The sequence below is a fragment of the Pseudoalteromonas sp. S4492 genome (assembly GCF_005886115.1).
GTDB lineage: Bacteria > Pseudomonadota > Gammaproteobacteria > Enterobacterales > Alteromonadaceae > Pseudoalteromonas > Pseudoalteromonas gelatinilytica.
Genome location: NZ_PNCP01000058.1, coordinates 20,640 through 38,788, shown reverse-complemented (window position 1 = coordinate 38,788; position 18,149 = coordinate 20,640). Strand labels below are relative to the sequence as shown.

At 41.3% G+C, this 18,149-nt stretch carries 19 protein-coding genes; 16 read left to right on the top strand and 3 right to left on the bottom strand.

The window, feature by feature from the left end:
* Positions 1-2,553, bottom strand: a 2,553-nt coding sequence (gene rne / locus CWC28_RS18290) for a ribonuclease E (RefSeq protein WP_138625570.1), incomplete at its 3' end; no start/stop codon positions are given.
* Between the two features lie 617 nt (positions 2,554-3,170).
* Here rne and rluC point away from each other — a divergent pair.
* Positions 3,171-4,139: a 23S rRNA pseudouridine(955/2504/2580) synthase RluC gene (gene rluC, locus CWC28_RS18285; protein ID WP_063704905.1), complete on the top strand. Its 969-nt coding sequence runs from the start codon at positions 3,171-3,173 to the stop codon at positions 4,137-4,139.
* A complete protein-coding gene (locus CWC28_RS18280; RefSeq protein ID WP_063704907.1) occupies positions 4,126-4,818 on the top strand; it encodes an HAD family hydrolase in 693 nt (230 codons plus the stop codon). Before rluC ends, CWC28_RS18280 begins: the two co-directional genes overlap by 14 nt.
* Here CWC28_RS18280 and CWC28_RS18275 read toward each other — a convergent pair.
* Entirely contained in the window at positions 4,766-5,362 is a 597-nt protein-coding gene (locus CWC28_RS18275; protein WP_105180905.1) for a Maf family protein, read from the bottom strand. The genes CWC28_RS18280 and CWC28_RS18275 overlap by 53 nt on opposite strands.
* Positions 5,363-5,503: 141 nt before the next feature.
* Between CWC28_RS18275 and yceD the strand changes: the two genes are divergently transcribed.
* The 14 genes from yceD to CWC28_RS18205 all read left to right on the top strand — a co-directional run bounded on the left by yceD (position 5,504) and on the right by CWC28_RS18205 (position 17,202).
* A complete protein-coding gene (gene yceD / locus CWC28_RS18270) occupies positions 5,504-6,028 on the top strand; it encodes a 23S rRNA accumulation protein YceD (RefSeq protein ID WP_063704913.1) in 525 nt (174 codons plus the stop codon).
* A 10-nt stretch (positions 6,029-6,038) separates the two neighbouring features.
* Positions 6,039-6,209, top strand: a complete 171-nt coding sequence (gene rpmF / locus CWC28_RS18265; protein WP_036967969.1) for a 50S ribosomal protein L32 — start codon at positions 6,039-6,041, stop codon at positions 6,207-6,209.
* Positions 6,210-6,220: 11 nt separating this feature from the next.
* Positions 6,221-7,249: a phosphate acyltransferase PlsX gene (plsX, locus tag CWC28_RS18260; RefSeq protein ID WP_063704915.1), complete on the top strand. Its 1,029-nt coding sequence runs from the start codon at positions 6,221-6,223 to the stop codon at positions 7,247-7,249.
* A 70-nt stretch (positions 7,250-7,319) separates the two neighbouring features.
* Entirely contained in the window at positions 7,320-8,246 is a 927-nt protein-coding gene (gene fabD / locus CWC28_RS18255; RefSeq protein WP_138625569.1) for an ACP S-malonyltransferase, read from the top strand.
* An 11-nt stretch (positions 8,247-8,257) separates the two neighbouring features.
* Positions 8,258-9,004 (top strand): 3-oxoacyl-ACP reductase FabG, encoded by a 747-nt coding sequence (fabG, locus tag CWC28_RS18250; RefSeq protein ID WP_138625568.1) that lies wholly within the window; start codon positions 8,258-8,260, stop codon positions 9,002-9,004.
* Between the two features lie 238 nt (positions 9,005-9,242).
* On the top strand, positions 9,243-9,479 hold the full coding sequence (gene acpP / locus CWC28_RS18245; RefSeq protein WP_016707440.1) for an acyl carrier protein: 237 nt from the start codon (positions 9,243-9,245) through the stop codon (positions 9,477-9,479).
* Positions 9,480-9,596: 117 nt separating this feature from the next.
* The gene (fabF, locus tag CWC28_RS18240) at positions 9,597-10,835 is read left to right on the top strand and encodes a beta-ketoacyl-ACP synthase II (protein ID WP_054554715.1); all 1,239 of its coding nucleotides are present in this window, start codon (positions 9,597-9,599) and stop codon (positions 10,833-10,835) included.
* A gap of 57 nt (positions 10,836-10,892) precedes the next feature.
* Positions 10,893-11,705, top strand: coding sequence for an aminodeoxychorismate lyase (gene pabC / locus CWC28_RS18235; RefSeq protein WP_105174215.1), 813 nt, complete (start codon positions 10,893-10,895; stop codon positions 11,703-11,705).
* Complete coding sequence (mltG, locus tag CWC28_RS18230) at positions 11,702-12,679, top strand: endolytic transglycosylase MltG (RefSeq protein WP_063704924.1); 978 nt, start codon at positions 11,702-11,704, stop codon at positions 12,677-12,679. Before pabC ends, mltG begins: the two co-directional genes overlap by 4 nt.
* 18 nt (positions 12,680-12,697) lie before the next feature.
* Positions 12,698-13,324, top strand: a complete 627-nt coding sequence (gene tmk / locus CWC28_RS18225) for a dTMP kinase (RefSeq protein ID WP_054561369.1) — start codon at positions 12,698-12,700, stop codon at positions 13,322-13,324.
* Position 13,325: 1 nt separating this feature from the next.
* Entirely contained in the window at positions 13,326-14,219 is an 894-nt protein-coding gene (locus tag CWC28_RS18220; protein ID WP_105174214.1) for a DNA polymerase III subunit, read from the top strand.
* A gap of 8 nt (positions 14,220-14,227) precedes the next feature.
* Positions 14,228-14,554, top strand: coding sequence for a PilZ domain-containing protein (locus CWC28_RS18215; protein WP_063704928.1), 327 nt, complete (start codon positions 14,228-14,230; stop codon positions 14,552-14,554).
* A gap of 12 nt (positions 14,555-14,566) precedes the next feature.
* Positions 14,567-15,346 (top strand): TatD family hydrolase, encoded by a 780-nt coding sequence (locus CWC28_RS18210; protein WP_063704930.1) that lies wholly within the window; start codon positions 14,567-14,569, stop codon positions 15,344-15,346.
* A gap of 35 nt (positions 15,347-15,381) precedes the next feature.
* Entirely contained in the window at positions 15,382-17,202 is a 1,821-nt protein-coding gene (locus CWC28_RS18205; RefSeq protein WP_138625571.1) for an alkaline phosphatase D family protein, read from the top strand.
* Here the strand turns inward: CWC28_RS18205 and CWC28_RS18200 are convergent.
* Positions 17,199-18,014 carry a polysaccharide deacetylase family protein gene (locus tag CWC28_RS18200; RefSeq protein ID WP_138625567.1) on the bottom strand — a complete coding sequence of 272 codons (816 nt, stop codon included), beginning with the start codon at positions 18,012-18,014 and terminating at the stop codon, positions 17,199-17,201. The genes CWC28_RS18205 and CWC28_RS18200 overlap by 4 nt on opposite strands.
* Between the last annotated feature and the right edge of the window lie 135 nt (positions 18,015-18,149).

Genomic DNA, 18,149 nt, shown 5'->3' with positions numbered 1-18,149 from the left:
TTGTACTGGCTCTTCAGCTTGAACAGGCTCTTCAGCTTGTACAGATACTTCTGCTTGAGCTTGTTTTGCCTTTAACTCAGCTTCATATTCAGCGGCTGCTTGATCAGCAACTGGGATGAATGCTGGTGTATCAGACTTGGCATCACTCGATTTTTCATCTTGCTCTGGACGACGACGGCGTTGACCAGCAGCACGTAAATGACGAGGTGAACGACGAGAGCGAGTGCGAGGCTGTGCTTGTTCTTCATCAGCAGACACTTCTACAGATTCAGCTTGCTCAATAACTTCGGCATCAGCATGCACGTTTACAGGTTCAGCTTTTACTTGTACTTCAGCCGCTGCTTGCTCAGTTTGTTCAGTCTCAAGTTCTACAGTTTCTTTTGCAGGCTTTGCTGGTTTTTCAGCTTTAGGTGCTTGCTCAGCTGTTTCTGCTGTTTGTACTGCATTTGTTTCATCAGCATTTTCGTCTTGTACACGTACTTTCTTGCGTAAGTTACGACGTTGACGACGAACCTTAGGTTTAGTTTCCTTCGGTTGCTCTGATTGAGTTTCTTGAACAGTTTCTTTTGTCGTTTGTTCTACATCATCAGTGCGCTTTTCATTACGCTTTCTGTTGTTAGAATTACGACGACGCTTGTTACGGTTCTCGTTTGTGTCTTTTTGCTCAGGTGCAGAAGTGTTAGTGTTTTCTTCTTTAGCCTGTGTATCTTCAGGACGTTTGTTACGAGAATTACGACGGCGCTGGTTGTTGCTACGACGACGGTTGTCATTGTTGCGACGGTTATTGCTACGTTTTTGCGCTGCTTTTTTCTCTTCTTGTTCTTTCTCTGACTCGTCTTCAGCAGCGCCGAATAACGATTTAAAGAACTTACCAATTGCAGCGAATAAACCACCTTCTGATTTCTTAGCAGCAGGAGCCGCTTGCTCAGCTTTTGGTGCAGCTTGAGGGGCAGGTGTGGTCGGCATTACGACACCCTTAAGAACTGGTTCTTCGCGAACTGGTGCAGAAGGTGCTTTAGCCATTTCAAATGCTTCTGGCTCAGGCGCAATAACTTGCTCGTAGCTGACTGTTTCGATTGTTTCGTCTTTACGCAAGCGCAGAACTTCGTAATGCGGAGTTTCCATATGCTGATTAGGAATGATTACTACATCAACATTATGGCGTTTCTCGATACGTTGAACGCTACGACGCTTTTCGTTTAATAGGTAAGCTGCAACAGCAACAGGTACTTGTGCATTAACTTGTGACGTATTGTCTTTAATTGCTTCTTCTTCGATTAAACGAAGGATAGACAGTGCAATTGATTCGTTAGAACGAATTGTACCTTGACCATTACAACGAGGACATGGGCCTTGGCTTGCTTCACCTAATGATGGGCGTAAGCGTTGGCGTGACATCTCAAGTAGACCAAAGCGCGAAATCTTACCGATTTGAACACGTGCACGGTCTGGGCGCGCAGCGTCTTTTAAACGGTTCTCAACTTCACGTTGATGACGTGGTGGTGTCATATCGATGAAATCGATAACAATAAGACCACCTAAGTCACGTAAACGTAATTGACGGGCAATTTCGTCTGCTGCTTCTAAATTCGTATTAAGTGCTGTTTCTTCGATATCACCGCCTTTAGTGGCTTTAGATGAGTTGATATCGATAGACGTTAACGCTTCAGTTGGGTCAATAACAATTGAACCACCCGATGGCAAGCGAACTTCACGTTGGAAAGCAGACTCAATTTGGCTTTCAATTTGGTAGTGGGTGAATAGTGGTACATCGCCCTGATACAGCTTAACGCGGTTCATGAAGTCTGGACGGAAACGCTCAATGTGCGCTTTCGCTTCTTCAAATACACGTGCTTTATCAATTAAAATTTCACCAATATCGCGACGTAAATAGTCACGAATAGCACGGAAAATAACGTTACTTTCTTGGTGAATTAAGAACGGAGCAGGGCCGCTGTCAGCTGCTTGCTGAATAGCTTGCCAATGCACTAATAGTGCTTTTAAGTCGTACTCTAGCTCTTCAAATGATTTACCAACACCCGCTGTACGAACAATTAAGCCCATGCCTTTAGGTAGTTCTAAACGGCTTAGTGCTTCTTTAAGTTCAGTACGCTCATCACCTTCGATACGGCGAGAAATACCACCGGCACGAGGATTGTTAGGCATAAGTACTAAATAGCTACCTGCAACGCTGATAAAAGTCGTTAACGCAGCGCCTTTTTGGCCACGCTCTTCTTTATCAACTTGCACGATGACTTCTTGGCCTTCTTTGATCACGTCACGAATATTTGGACGACCTTGGAATGTATAGCCTTGTGGGAAGTAGGTGCGAGCTATTTCTTTAAGAGGAAGGAAACCGTGTCTTTCAGCGCCGTAATCAACAAAGGCTGCTTCTAATGACGGTTCGATACGGGTAATTTTACCCTTGTAAATATTTGCTTTTTTTTGTTCGTGACCTGGGCTCTCTATGTCTAAATCATACAGGCGCTGGCCATCAACCAGTGCAACGCGCATTTCTTCTTGCTGCGTCGCATTGATTAGCATACGTTTCATATTGTTACTCTACTAATTCTGTCGCTGACATGACGATATAAACTCGTCTGTTCAGTGGTTTCTGACGGTTATTTTTGTGCAGTCTCACGACTGGTTAAAGTCAAAACCTGAAGTTGTTTCTTACATTGAGCATCACTAAGTGTGGCTGACAATAACATGTTGTCACGTTATTAAATTCATTTGGTGTCAAAACTGCCGCGATGTCTGCGGTTTTAATTTACGAGTTCTGTCCCGAAGTCGACCATGTTCAAATTTTTATTCAATGTCTTGCTACAACAGCTGCTTCTGAATGACGTTGCTACGTCGTCACTATCAGTCAATTTATCTTGTTCAATTGCTTTTTATGTTCATTAATCAACATTCGTGCTCAAATTATTCAGGCAATATATTACGCGCATCGCCGATAATTGAACGCTCGTGTTGGCTGGGTAGTTATAAAAGCTTTGGAAAACTTAGCGCGGATCTGTATGATCGGCAACCCAGAATATGCTTCACGAATGTATTAATGTGATAAAAGCACCGTTGTTACTTGCAAACTTTATGTTCGCGATGGTGATTATCCCACTATTACAACCGCGTTAGCAACTAAATTATTTACTTAAATCAGTGATTAGGCAATGTCAGAAAAAACCGGCTTACAAGTTTCATTTGTTACCATTGGTGAAGACCATCTAGGTCAACGTATTGATAACTTTCTTATTACTCACCTAAAAGGTGTGCCTAAAAGTGCAGTTTATAAAATCCTTCGTAAAGGCGAAGTGCGAGTAAATAAAAAACGCATAAAACCTGTATACAAACTACAACTAAACGATGTGATTCGTATTCCACCAATTAAAGTGGCAGAAAAAGAAGAGTTTGTTCCTAAGCAATTAGATAAAGTGAAACAACTTGAAGAGGCCATTTTATTCGAAGATAAGTATTTGATGGTGATAAATAAGCCCTCAGGTATGGCTGTTCATGGTGGCAGTGGTTTAAGTTATGGCTTAATTGAGGCGCTTCGCGTTCTTCGTCCTGAAGAGCGTAGCTTAGAGCTTGTGCACCGTTTAGACCGCGATACATCGGGTTGTCTGCTCATTTCTAAACGTCGTTCAGTGCTGACTGATTTACATAAGCAGTTACGTGAAAAAACCATGGAGAAAAACTATTGGGCATTAGTCGATGGCCAATGGGATGCTAAAACGAAAAATGTCACCGAAGGACTTCGTAAAAACACCTTAAAATCAGGTGAGCGTGTTGTGAGGGTTGATAACACCGAAGGTAAACCTTCGCACACACGTTTTCGGGTGCTTGAGCGATATGCAGAATGTTCATTAGTGCAAGCATCTCCGGTAACAGGGCGTACACACCAAATTCGCGTACATACACAATGTAAAGGCCATCCAATTGCGTGTGATGATAAATACGGTGTTGCGGAGTTTGATCAATACGTAAACAAGCTGACAGGTTTAAATCGTTTGTTTTTACATGCTCACGATCTACGTTTTATGCACCCTAAAAACGAAACGACTATGCATGTTGAAGCGCCATTAGATAATGCACTTCAAAACTGTATCAAAAAGCTACGTGCTGATAATGAACAAGTTTAAGCTAGTTATTTTTGATTGGGATGGCACAGTGATGGACTCTGTGCCAAAAATTGTTACCTGCTTGCGAAATACTGCGCGAGACTTAGGTATTCCTGTTCCAACAGAGCAACAAGCGAAAGATGTGATAGGTTTGTCGTTAGCAAAAGCGACTGAAGTACTTTTTCCGGCGCATTTACATTTAAATGATGAACTCGTTGCAGGTTACAAAGCACAGTACCGTGAGTTAGATGTTACACCTACACCTTTATTTAAAGATGTAGAATCCGTTTTAAAGAAGTTAAGTGATGCAGGCATGCAATTGGCAGTGGCTACCGGTAAAGGGCGTGAAGGTATCGATAGACTTCTTAATGAGTCAGGCCTTGGGAAGTACTTTTTGAATGTAAAATGTTCAGATGATGCTGAGTCGAAGCCATCTCCAGATATGCTCGAGCAAATTTTACGTGAGCAGGGCATCGCTCAATGCGATGCTGTGATGATTGGTGACAGCCAACTCGATATGGCTATGGCTAATGCTGCAGGAATTGCCTGTATTGGTGTGAGTTTTGGAGCCCATAGTACGGCGCAGCTGCAACAGCATACGCCGTTATGTGTTGTTGATTCGTACCAACATCTATTACAAGTTTTAACTACGCCCCTTGCAGCGTCAACACATCAACACCAAACTCAGCCAGTACTTTAGTTAATGTGATCAGTGGCAGGCCAATCAATGTATTTGGGTCATCGCCACTGAGCTTTTCGAATAAACATATCCCGAGTCCTTCACTTTTAAAGCTGCCTGCACAATTGTAGGGCTGCTCAGCATCGCAATAAGCATTGATCTGCTCAAGGGTAAGTGTTTTAAATGTCACATCAAATGGCACCAAGGTGGTAATCGCTTTATCGCTTTGAATATCAAAGACGCTTAAACCCGTTAAAAAGGTGACCGTGTGGCCACTAAACGAAGATAACTGAGCCACGGCGTTCTCTTTAGTGTGTGGTTTTCCTAATATTGTGTTGTTGAAAACCGCAACCTGATCTGAACCTATTACTAAACCTTCATGAAAGTGCTTAGTAGCTACACGCGCTTTTTGTTCGCTTAATCGCGTTACTAATTGCTCAGGTGTTTCATCAACAAGGGGAGATTCATCAATATCTGGAGAGAAACTTTGAAACGGTAGGTTGAACTTAGTTAATAATTGCTGTCTAAATGGCGAGCTTGACGCTAATATAAGTGTTGGTTTCATAAAAAATTCTGGATGAAAATTGTATTTTGCCAAGGATAAGCCACAATGAATCCGAAAACAAAGCAGAAGATCGTTAAAAACCTACTAAAAATGGTTTTTTACTTTGACTAACTTACTAACTATCTATATGATGCAGCCCCTATGCAAAAGGTGAAAATTCCCATCACTCTTCATCCCAGCAAAGCAGCACAACATCGTTTATCTTATGACGGTATTGTTCCGCTTGAAAAACTTTCTCGTTTAGAGCAAGTTGTGCAGGAGGAAGTAGGTGAAATAGCGGTAAAGATTCATTGCAAAATTGATGAGCAAGGTTTGGTAGTGATAAGTGGTAACTTATCAACACATGTAACTGTTACTTGTCAACGCTGTAATGGTGATTTAGGGTTGGATTTGGATCAAGACTTTGTGTATTCGCCAGTCGGTTTGGATGCAGAGTCAGATCATCTTCCTGCAGGTTACGATGAAGTAGAACTGGACGAAAACGGTGAAATCAACGTATTTGAGTTAATCGAAGACGAATTGATTTTAGCTATTCCAATAGTGCCTACACACAACGAAGCCTCGTGCAGTTATTCATCAGAGCCTAGCAGCTTTGGTAAATTAGCAGCAAAAGATGACAAACCAAATCCATTTGATATTTTGAAACAACTTAAGAAAGATTCTTAGGAGAAGACTAATGGCTGTACAAAAAAGCAAAAAGTCTCGTGCAAGACGCGGCATGCGCCGTTCACACGATGCGATCAGTGGTCCAACTTTAACTGTAGATCAAGTTTCTGGTGAGACTCACCGTCGTCACCACGTAACTGCTGACGGTTACTACAAAGGCGTTAAAGTAATTTCTAACTAAGAGATTGCTATATGCTGACCAATCTAACCATAGCGTTAGATATGATGGGGGGCGATTACGGCCCCCGTTCATCTATCCCCGCTGCCGTGAAAGCGGTCAATGCTAATACCAACTTAAGACTCATCTTATGTGGTAATCAGCAAGTTATCCTGAAAGAACTCGAAGCACTCGATTCTGTTTCTCATCCTCGTTTAATAATTCGCCATTGTAGCGAAGTTGTCACTAACGCGTGTGAGCCTGCTTCTGCTGTTCGTTCTAAAAAAGATTCATCAATGCGAGTTGCCCTCGATTTAGTTAAATCGGGTGAAGCGCAAGCGTGTGTAAGCTCAGGTAATACCGGCGCGTTATTTTTTATGGCGCATTATGTATTAAAGATGCTTCCAGGCGTAAAACGTCCTGCACTTATTTCTGCTGTTCCAACCGAACGTAAAAACCCTGTCTATTTATTAGATTTAGGAGCCAATGTGCACTGTGATGCACAAACTCTTTATCAATTTGGCATTATGGGGTCTGTGGTAGCAGGGCAGGCACTTGGGTGCGATAATCCAAAAGTAAGTTTATTAAATATTGGCTCTGAAGACATCAAAGGGCATGAAGGAATCAAACAAGCTGCACAGTTAATGCAGCAGTGTAAATATCTCAACTACACAGGTTATAGTGAAGGTAGTGATATTTTCAGTGGTAAAGCCGATGTTATAGTGTGCGAAGGATTTGTAGGTAATGTGGCATTGAAAACCTGTGAAGGTATTGCCAAACTCATCATGCATAAACTCACCAAAGCCTTACACAAACATTTCTTATACAAAAGTTTAGCGTTTTTATTACGCCCAGTGATAAAAAAACTCTACAAGCGGGTGAACCCCGACCAGTATAACGGCGCAAGTCTGGTAGGATTGCGCGGTATTGTTGTTAAAAGCCATGGTAATGCCTCTGCGAAGGCGTTTCATGCTGCTATTGATGAAGCCGCGCGGGAAGTCGAACGCCAACTCCCTGAAAAAATCGCTGCGATTTTTGAGCAAACACATCCAACAACAAAGTAGTGCAGCATATCTAAAACTTGTTATGCTGCCTGCTACAGAAAATTTTTTTGTTTAATTATAAGAGCAAAGTATGGCACATAAAATTGCACTCGTATTTCCAGGTCAAGGCTCACAAGCTGTGGGCATGTTATCTGAACTATTAGCTGATTCACAGATTGCTAAAGCAACATTCGCTGAAGCATCTGAAGCTCTTGGCTATGATCTCGCTGCGCTTGTACTAAATGGTCCAGAAGAAGAATTAAATCAAACCCATCGTACACAACCAGCACTTCTTACTGCTAGTGTTGCTATTTACCGTCAATGGTTAGACGCAAACCCTGATGCCGATGTTGTTATGGCTGGTCACAGTTTAGGCGAGTATTCAGCATTAGTTTGTGCTGGCGTTGTAAGCTTAAGCGAAGCAGTTAAACTTGTTGAAAATCGTGGTTTATATATGCAAGAAGCAGTACCTGCGGGTGTTGGTTTTATGGCTGCAATCATCGGCTTAGGTGACGACGAAATTAAAGCAGCCTGTGACGCATCAGCAAATGGTGAAGTTGTTTCACCAGTAAACTACAACTCACCAGGCCAAGTTGTTATTGCTGGCCACAAAGCGGCAGTTGAGCGTGCATCAGAAGCATGTAAAGAAGCTGGTGCTAAACGTGCATTACCACTTGCGGTTAGCGTTCCTTCTCACTGTGAACTAATGAAACCAGCTGCTGAAAAATTAGCTGCTGATTTAGCAACTTTAACATTTAATACACCTAAGTGTGATGTAATCAACAACGTTGATGTAAAAGCTGAGCAATCAAGCGAAGCAATTAAAGATGCATTAGTACGCCAACTTTACAGCCCAGTACGCTGGACTGAAACAGTACAAGCATTGGTTGCACAAGGTATTACACAAAGCTACGAGTTTGGCCCAGGTAAAGTTTTAACGGGTCTTGCTAAACGAATTGATAAAGCAATGGTATGCGCTGCGGTTAGTACGCAAGCTACGATTGATGAAGCGAAATAAGTAGGAATAGAATGACAAATTTATTTTCTCTTGAGGGCAAGGTTGTCCTAATCACTGGTGCAAGCCGTGGTATTGGTAAAGCGATTGCAAACACGCTAGTTGCACAAGGTGCAAAAGTAGCGGGTACTGCAACAAGTGAATCTGGTGCTGCTAAAATCAGTGAATATTTAGGTGATAACGGTAAAGGTTATGCTCTTAACGTAACCGATCCTGAGTCGATTGAGACGACACTTGCTGCGATCAAGGCTGATTTAGGCGATATCGACGTATTAGTTAACAATGCGGGTATCACTCGCGATAACCTATTAATGCGTATGAAAGACGGTGAGTGGGATGACATCATCGACACTAACTTAAGTTCAATTTTCCGTTTATCTAAGGCTGTATTACGACCTATGATGAAAAAGAAAAATGGCCGTATCATTAATATTGGTTCTGTAGTGGGCACTATGGGTAATGCGGGTCAAGCTAACTATGCTGCTGCGAAAGCGGGTGTAATTGGTTTTACTAAGTCATTAGCTCGCGAAGTTGCTTCACGTGGCATCACAGTGAACGTAGTTGCACCGGGTTTTATTCAAACCGATATGACCGATGAGCTGACTGATGAGCAAAAAGCGGCTACGCTTGCAAATGTACCAGCAGGACGTTTAGGTCAACCTGAAGAAATCGCTGCTGCAGTATGTTATTTAGCATCTGACGCTGCTGCGTATGTATCAGGCGAAACATTGCACGTAAATGGCGCGATGTACATGGTTTAATGAAAGTTGGCAAAAATTTGCTAACGAAAGATTATCGAAAATTGTTGAAATTTTTGTGATCTTGCTTTAAACATACTTGAATTCGCTATGAAAATAAGCGATAAATGAACAAATACTATTCGAGAGGTTTGACCAGATAAGTAATTATCAGCAAATCCTTGAATCACAGAATTATGCGGCGTAAACTACGCCGCAATCTGAAAATAACGCATTGGCGTTTTTAATAAAGGAAAGAAGAATGAGCGACATCCAAGAACGCGTAAAGAAAATTATCATTGAGCAACTAGGTGTTAAAGAAGAAGAAGTAAAACATGAAGCTTCTTTCGTTGACGACTTAGGTGCTGATTCACTTGACACTGTAGAACTAGTAATGGCTCTTGAAGAAGAGTTCGACACTGAGATCCCAGACGAAGAAGCTGAAAAGATCACTACAGTTCAAGCTGCAATCGATTACGTTACAGCTCACGCTGAGTAATTTTACGCATTTTGATTTTAAGGGCAGCATCAAGCTGCCCTTAGTCTATCTATAGAATGATACTAATAAATTTGGTATACACCCCACCTAAAATAATTTCCTTATTGGAGGCAACCCGTGGCTAAACGTCGAGTCGTCGTAACTGGCTTAGGAATGTTGACACCGCTAGGTAATGATGTTGAATCTACTTGGCAAGGTTTGTTAAACGGTAAAAGTGGTATTCAAACTATCACGCATTTCGATACCTCAAGTTTCGGCACCAAATTCGCAGGTTTGCTGAATGACTTTGATGCATCAGCTTACATGTCACCGAAAGATGCAAAGAAAATGGATTTGTTTATCCAATATGGCATTGCAGCGGGTGTACAAGCACTACAAGATTCTGGTCTAGAGATCACTGAAGAAAACGCCACTCGTGTTGGTGTAGCAGTGGGTTCTGGCATCGGTGGTTTAACTTTAATTGAAGAAAACCACATCAAACTATTAAACAGCGGCCCGCGTAAGCTTTCTCCGTTCTACGTGCCTTCGACCATTATCAATATGATTTCTGGTCATTTATCGATTATGCACGGTTTACGTGGCCCTAATATTTCAATCGTTACAGCCTGTACTACAGGTCTACATAACATTGGTCATGCTGCACGTATGATTGCATACGGCGATGCAGATGCAATGGTAGCCGGTGGTGCTGAAAAAGCATCGACACCAATAGGTATGGGTGGTTTTAATGCAGCACGTGCATTATCAACTCGTAACGACGATCCACAAGCAGCATCTCGTCCTTGGGATAAAGACCGTGACGGTTTTGTTCTTGCTGATGGTGCAGGTGTTATCGTACTTGAAGAGTATGAGCATGCTAAAGCACGTGGTGCGAAAATCTACGCTGAACTTGTTGGTTTTGGTATGAGTGGTGATGCATATCACATGACGTCTCCACCTGAAGACGGTGCTGGCGCAGCACTGGCGATGGAAAATGCCTTAAACGATGCACAAGTTAATGCAGACCAAGTTGGCTACATTAATGCTCACGGTACATCGACTAATGCAGGCGATAAAGCCGAAACATCCGCTGTTAAAACTATTTTTGGTGATGCAGCGAAAGATGTGATGGTAAGTTCATCTAAATCAATGATGGGTCACTTGTTAGGGGCAGCAGGCTCGGTAGAGTCAATAATTACTATCTTGTCACTTGTTGACCAGAAAGTAAGCCCTACAATCAACCTTGATAACCCAGATGAAGGCTGTGATTTAGACTATGTACCGCACACTGCACGTGACGCTAAATTGGATTACGCACTATGTAATTCATTTGGTTTTGGTGGTACTAATGGCTCGTTGCTATTTAAAAAGGTATAATTCTTTTTAACAACGGACTAAAAAGAAGAGCCCAGTTGTTTAACTGGGCTTTTTTGTATGAGTAAATTAAAACAAACAATAACAATAACCACACCAGATACCACAATAAGCACGCAAGATCGTGGCTTAAATTATGGTGACGGCTTTTTTACCACAGCCTCTGTGGTGAATTCTGTCGTTGAGCACTGGGATTTACACAAAGCGCGTTTAGAAGAATGCGCGCAAAGACTATTTTTCCCCGAATTAGATTTAAGCGCAATTGAGCGTGAAGTTAACCACGCAATCACTGATACACAAACCGGTATTTTAAAAATACTTATCACCCGTGGTGCAGGTGGGCGTGGTTATGGCTTACCAGATACACCAAGTATCCAAGTGTTGATCAGTATCATGCCTGCAGTTTCACACTATAAAAGTTGGCAACAGCAGGGTGTAAACCTAGCGGTCAGCGACGTGAAACTTGCACATCAACCTTTACTTGCAGGCTTAAAAACATTGAACCGTTTAGAGCAAGTGCTTATCAAAAAGCAAATGAGCAGCCTTGAATGTGATGACGTTGTTGTACTTGATTATGATAACAATGTGATCGAGTGCTCTGCTGCAAATTTATTTGCCATTCAAAACGGTAATATTGTTTCTCCCAAGTTAGACCGCTGTGGTATCACTGGGGTTTATCTCAGCGCTTTATGTGATAAGTTAGCCATTGAGTTTAAAGCAATCCAACTAGATGAGCTTTTAGCTATGGATGCCGTATTTATGTGTAATAGTTTAATGGGCGTAGTGCCCGTTGCACGGATTGCTAATACGCAGTTTGATATTGAACGCAGTAAAGCGCTATTAGCGGCGCAGTTTGCCAAGGAGAGTGTGTGATAAAAGTCATTGTTAGCGTGCTGTTATTAGCATTGCTATGTTGTGGAATTGGCTATCAACAACTTCAATCGGCATTAAAAATGCCATTAAAAGTTGAAAACAGTACTTTATTCAAAGTAGAACGTGGCACCGGCTTTAATCAGCTTTGTCAAGCATGGCAAGCAAAGCAGTGGCTCGATAGCTGCTTTAAATTTCAGATACTCGCTAAATTAGACCCTACGCTTACCGATTTAAAAGCGGGTCTTTATGAACTTGATACGAGCGCTGTGATTGATAATATTCGCCGTATCAATCAAGGTGCACAAGTAAGCTTTAGCTTTACAATTATTGAAGGTCAGCCACTTCGTGACGTTGTTGCTAATATCCAAAAACAAGCACATTTAACACAAGACTTACAGACAGAAAATTTAGCGACGCAGATAAGTAGCACACAAGAAAATTTAGAAGGCTGGTTGTTCCCTGACACCTATCACTACCATAGTGAAGATACAGCCAGCGGCGTATTAAAACGCGCATACAACAAAATGCAGCAGGAATTAGACGCTGCATGGCAAACTAGAGCACCCGATTTAGTATTAAGTTCACCGTATGAAGCGTTAATATTGGCATCAATTATTGAAAAAGAAACGGGCCTTGCTTCTGAGCGACCATTAATTTCTGCAGTATTTACCAATCGTTTAAAAACCAATATGCGATTACAAACCGATCCAACGGTTATTTATGGCATTGGTGCTGATTTTGATGGTGATATAAAACGAAAAGATTTAACAACCTATACACCGTATAACACGTATAAGATAAAAGGCTTGCCGCCAACACCCATTGCCATGCCTTCTAAAGCAGCGATTTTGGCCGCGGTTAATCCACCTGAATCTGAGTATGTGTATTTTGTTGCGAAAGGGGATGGCAGCCATCAATTTTCGAAAACATTACAAGAACATAATCGTGCGGTAAAGCAGTACCAATTAAACTAACAACCAGAATTGAGTCATATGACAGCGAAATTTATAGTGATTGAAGGCCTAGAAGGGGCCGGAAAATCAACGGCCATTGCCGTATGCCAAGCTTATTTAGAAAATAAACAAGTCGATTTTATTAATGTACGTGAGCCAGGTGGCACAGCCATGGCTGAAGAGCTGCGTAATATCGTTAAACAGGCTCACCAAGAAACAGTGACGGGTGAAACTGAGCTATTAATTATGTATGCAGCACGCTCACAATTGGTTGCTAATGTTATTAATCCCGCACTTGAAAAGGGTACCTGGGTTTTAGGTGATCGTCATGATCTTTCATCTCAAGCATATCAAGGTGGTGGTCGTGGTATTGAACAGACTAAACTCTCTTTTTTAGCTGATATGGTGCTAAATGGTTTAAAACCTGATTTAACCATTTATTTAGACATTGACCCAGCTGTGGGCCTTGCCCGTGCAAAAGGACGTGGTGAACTTGATCGTATCGAACAAGAAGCATTAGGCTTTTTTGAGCGCACTCGCGCACGTTACCTCGAGATAGCTAAAACTGATAGTAGTATCAAAACAGTGGATGCAAACCAAACTATGCCTGAAGTACATGCGGCAATAACAACTGTGCTTGATAACTTTTTTGCAGGTTTAAATTAATATGCCTTTGCCATGGCTTGAAGGGCTTAATCAGCAACTTGCGCAAAGTTTTGCACAGCAACGCTTTCATCATGCACAGCTATTTAATGGTGATAAAGGTGTTGGCAAGCAACGTTTAGTCGATTCGCTCGCTGATGGGCTACTTTGTGCGTCACCTGTAAACTTAAAAGCCTGTGGCAATTGTAAAAGCTGCCAACTAAATCAAGCGGGTACTCACCCAGATAAACGCGTTGTAAAGGTAGAAGGCCAAACAATAGGCGTGGATGAAATTCGTGAGATCAGTGATTTTATCAATCATTCAGCGGCGCAAAATGGTAACAAAGTGGTGGTACTTGAACAGTGTCATAAAATGACCACTGCGGCAGCAAATGCATTATTAAAAACACTCGAAGAACCAAGTTTACGCCGTTATCTATTGTTAACGTGTGAGCAAACCGCACTATTACCAGCAACAATATTAAGTCGCTGCGCCGTACACGAAATAAAAGTTAACCCAGAATATACAACACAATGGTTAGCATCATTAAACATTGCTAATTATTCATGGTTGGATTTATTTGCTAGACAGCCACTGCTAGTTGAGCAGTGGCAAAATGACAATCAACTTGAAGCTGTCGATTCCCTTTATAAATTTGCAACTGAGATAAAAGACAGCCATAATTTCAGTGCGTTAGTCGACATACTAAATAAAGATCACAGCTTGGTTAATGTATTTGCTTTGTTTTTAACGGAGCATCTTAAGGCGCAATTGGTTTTAGGAATGGACTTTTTCAATTATCAGAAAGCACAATCTGCAATTTCAGAGTTTCTTTATAACAGTTCACATGTGCTTGGTTTAAATTTGGAACTTGCCATTTCACAATTAGCGTTTACTTTACGTGAAAGCCAAAATTAGGATAAATCGTGCAAGAATTATTAGTAGATATTGAAGACTTAGAAGAATTATATCGCTGTTATATGCCTTATTTAAAAAATGGTGGGTTATTTGTTCGCACTAATATGCGCTTTGAGATGGGGCATTCATTGGCTCTAAAAGTTACCTTACCCGATGCGTTAGAAGATGATGTAGTAACAGGTAAAGTTGCTTGGATCACACCACAAGGTGCACAAAGCTCAAATCCACCAGGAGTGGGTGTTAATTTTATCGATGATAAAACCAATTTAAATGTGAAAATCGAAAAACTACTCGGTACTATGTTAAACTCAGGCAATCCGACCTATACCATGTAAAAAAGTAGTACCATGATTGTAGATTCTCATTGTCATTTAGACAGGCTTGATTTCGATAAACTCGACCTTAATTTAGACCAAGTACTTGAAAACGCTCGCGCTAAAAAAGTTGAACACTTTTTATGTGTGAGTGTAACCTTAGATCAATTCCCATCTATGCTGGATAAAATTAAACACTATCCAGATGTTTCTGCATCATGCGGTGTGCACCCACTTGATCAAAAAGACGCACTCGATAAGCAAAAGCTTATTTCACTTGCAAGCCACGACAAAGTGGTTGCGATTGGTGAAACAGGTCTCGATTACTATTACTCAAAAGACACCCATATTGTTCAGCAAGAAAGTTTCGTGGGTCATATCGAGGTTGCAAATGAGCTTAAAAAACCGCTAATTATTCATACTCGAGACGCTAGAGAAGACACCATCAACTTAATGCGTGCTCACAATGCTGAAAATTGTGGTGGTGTATTGCATTGCTTTACAGAAAACTGGGATATGGCCAAAAAAGCCATTGATATGGGCTTTTATATTTCGATTTCGGGCATTGTTACGTTTAAAAATGCCGTAGAGTTAAAAGACGTTGTTAAGCAAATTCCGCTAGATCGCTTATTGATCGAAACAGATTCACCGTATTTAGCACCTGTGCCATATCGTGGTAAAACAAATCAACCAGCCTATGTTGAAGATGTCGCTTACTACATCGCTGAGTTAAAAGGGCTTACTTTTAACGAGTTAGCTGAAGCAACAACTAACAACTTTTATTCGTTGTTCAATCAAGCTAAAAGGGCGTAATAGTGCACGGCGTATCGAATTTACCTCAGTTAGTAATGGGGCCAATGGTACGCCGAGCAGATGCAGGGCGAGTGTGCTTTCAATTTGTCACAACTGTGCCTTGCCACTACCGAATTGAGTTTAGCGGTGTTGAGACTTTCTCTAACTTAGAGTCAATCCAATTAGGGCAACAGCTTTACTTAAATTTCATCAATGTCATGCCTGTCAGTGGCCAGTTTGCAGTTGACTCACTGATCTATTATTCGTTACATGATGAAGATAAAAGCCTTGATTTGTCGTCTTTTTGCTATGAACGTGCAGAATCTCCAGCATTTGTGATCCCAAATCGACTCGATAGAATTCTGCATGGCTCGTGTCGTAACCCTCATCACCCCGCAAAAGACAGCCTTGTTGCTGCAGACAATTGGCAAAATGATCAGCGCCAATCTCTTAATGCAGGCGCTGACTTATTATTGTTGTCTGGCGATCAAATATATGCGGATGATGTCGCAGGACCTATGTTGCTCGCGATTGAAAAAGTGATTAGTCTATTTGGTGTGTTTCAAGAGCCAGCGCTTGATTTAGATTTACCAGAAGAGTTTGAGCAGCAACTTTATCAGCGCCATTTACACTTACCCAAAGTGCCTTGGCAGAAACGAAGCAAATTTGGTGTTGGTTATTGGCTTAAAAAAGATGAGCCGCACTTCTCAAGCTTAAAAGCTGAAAACCACTTAATCCATTTTCAAGAATTTATAGCGCTTTATTTATTAAACTTCAGCGCGGTTACTTGGCAGCTAATTGAGTTCGAATCAATTGAATGCCCAGCATTAGCCCCTAAATACGCTAATCTATTTAAACTTGAAAAAGATGCACTGCTTGGTTTTGCAAAGGGTCTTCACAGTGTTGAAAGGTTATTCGCCAATGTGTCGACATTAATGATGTTTGACGATCATGATGTCACCGATGATTGGAATTTAACCGCAGGCTGGGAGCAAGCTATTTATCAGCACCCAGCTAGCCGTCGTATTGTAAATAATGGCCTGATTAGTTATTGGTTAATGCAAGGAATTGGTAATGATGCAGGTGATAATTCCCTGTCTTTATTAGCCAGTTTTAAACAAAGCCTGCAACAACAGAGCTGGCATTTTAACGACTTTGATAAACTAATACTCAATTTTAACCATTGGCATTATGAGCTTAATACCATCCCCAAAGTTGTGGTACTTGATACCCGAACCCATCGCTGGCGTAATGAGCAAAACTTCAATGAACCATCTGGCTTACTTGATTGGGAAAGGCTCACCGAATTAGAAGAAAGCTTATTGTCTCACGATAAAGTGATTATCGTATCTCCAGCACCGGTGTTTGGTGTTAAATCGATTGAAGCAATCCAAGCGATTTTTAATTTTTGCGGTCAACCCTTGTTGGTTGATGTGGAAAACTGGATGGCACATGAAGGTTCTGCTAAAAAACTGCTAGATACTTTTCGCCGTGAAGATACACCAAAAGAAACCTTGATCCTCTCTGGTGATGTTCATTATTCATTTTGTTTTTCAGTGCAAAAGCGCTTTGGTAAACATAAAAACCGAATTTGGCAGTTGACTGCCAGTGGTATTAAAAATGAGTTCCCACGCAAACTTATTAATGTACTCGATAAGCTCGACTCAATTTTATATGCCCCGAAAAGCCCACTTAACTTTTTCACTAAGCGTTGGCAAATGGAAGTTGATAAACACCAAACCATAGGCGAAGGACAAAAGTATTTAGTCAGTAATGCGGCTATCAGCTTAATTGAGCTCAATGACGGTTTACTCGCTAAATATGAACTTATTCACGCTGATAACCAAATAACTGAATTCGATTTAAACGATAATTAATCGAATGCTTTACGATTCGCCTCAACGTAGTCAGCAACATTACTTACCGTATCTAACCAAAAGCCATTTTTAGGATCTTGTAGATAAACAACGAGCTGTTCGAGTACATCGCTGCCGGTGGTGTACTGATCTCGCTTACCAATATCGTGGCCTGCCAGAATGATCCAACTATTGTTGGTTCGGTGTTGCTCTATGGTTTTTTTAATCTCTTCGAAAGTCAGCCCATCAATAGGTAAACTGGTTAACTGCGAAAAATCTGTAAAATTAGGATTATTCGCCGTTTCGTCTAGCCAAGTTCGACCGGTTTTAAAGTGTTTAGCTATTACCGGCACATAACTTTTTGTATTAGCACCACGTCCAACAAAGGTGTTACCGCAAGGGTAGGCAAAAGCGGTTGGTGTCACATTGAGTGTGGCTTTTATATAGTCTTGCCCCTTTAGGATATCTTGCTCCATTTCTTTTAGAGTAAATTGTTCAAGCGAAACCCCAAGTTCACGTAGCCATTCAAAGTTGCCTGTACATAAATGGCTTGGTGTATGATTAGCAATTTCGTGACCTGTTTTTACTGCCATTTGCCACTTTTCAACACGTTCTTTTACATTAAAAGGGGATACATAAAATGTCGCTTTTACTTGGTACTTGTTTAAAAGCGCTAAACCGGTATCAACTTGGCTATGTCTTGCATCATCAAAAGTGATACTGACAGCATTTTTAGCCTTATTAGGGTAGTCAAAGCCTAGGTAGTCACTGCTTTTTGCCAGAGTTTGGCAGCTTATTAAAAATGGTAGTACGACGCACAAGGGTTTAAGCATAATCAATCCTTTATCATTGTTTTTACAATGAAATCAAAAAGGCTAATGCTTTGCTATGCGACTTTTGAATAAAAAAACGCCCAGAACGAATCCGCATTGTTCTGGGCTTAGGGGGTGGCTCGTGTGAGCCTGCGC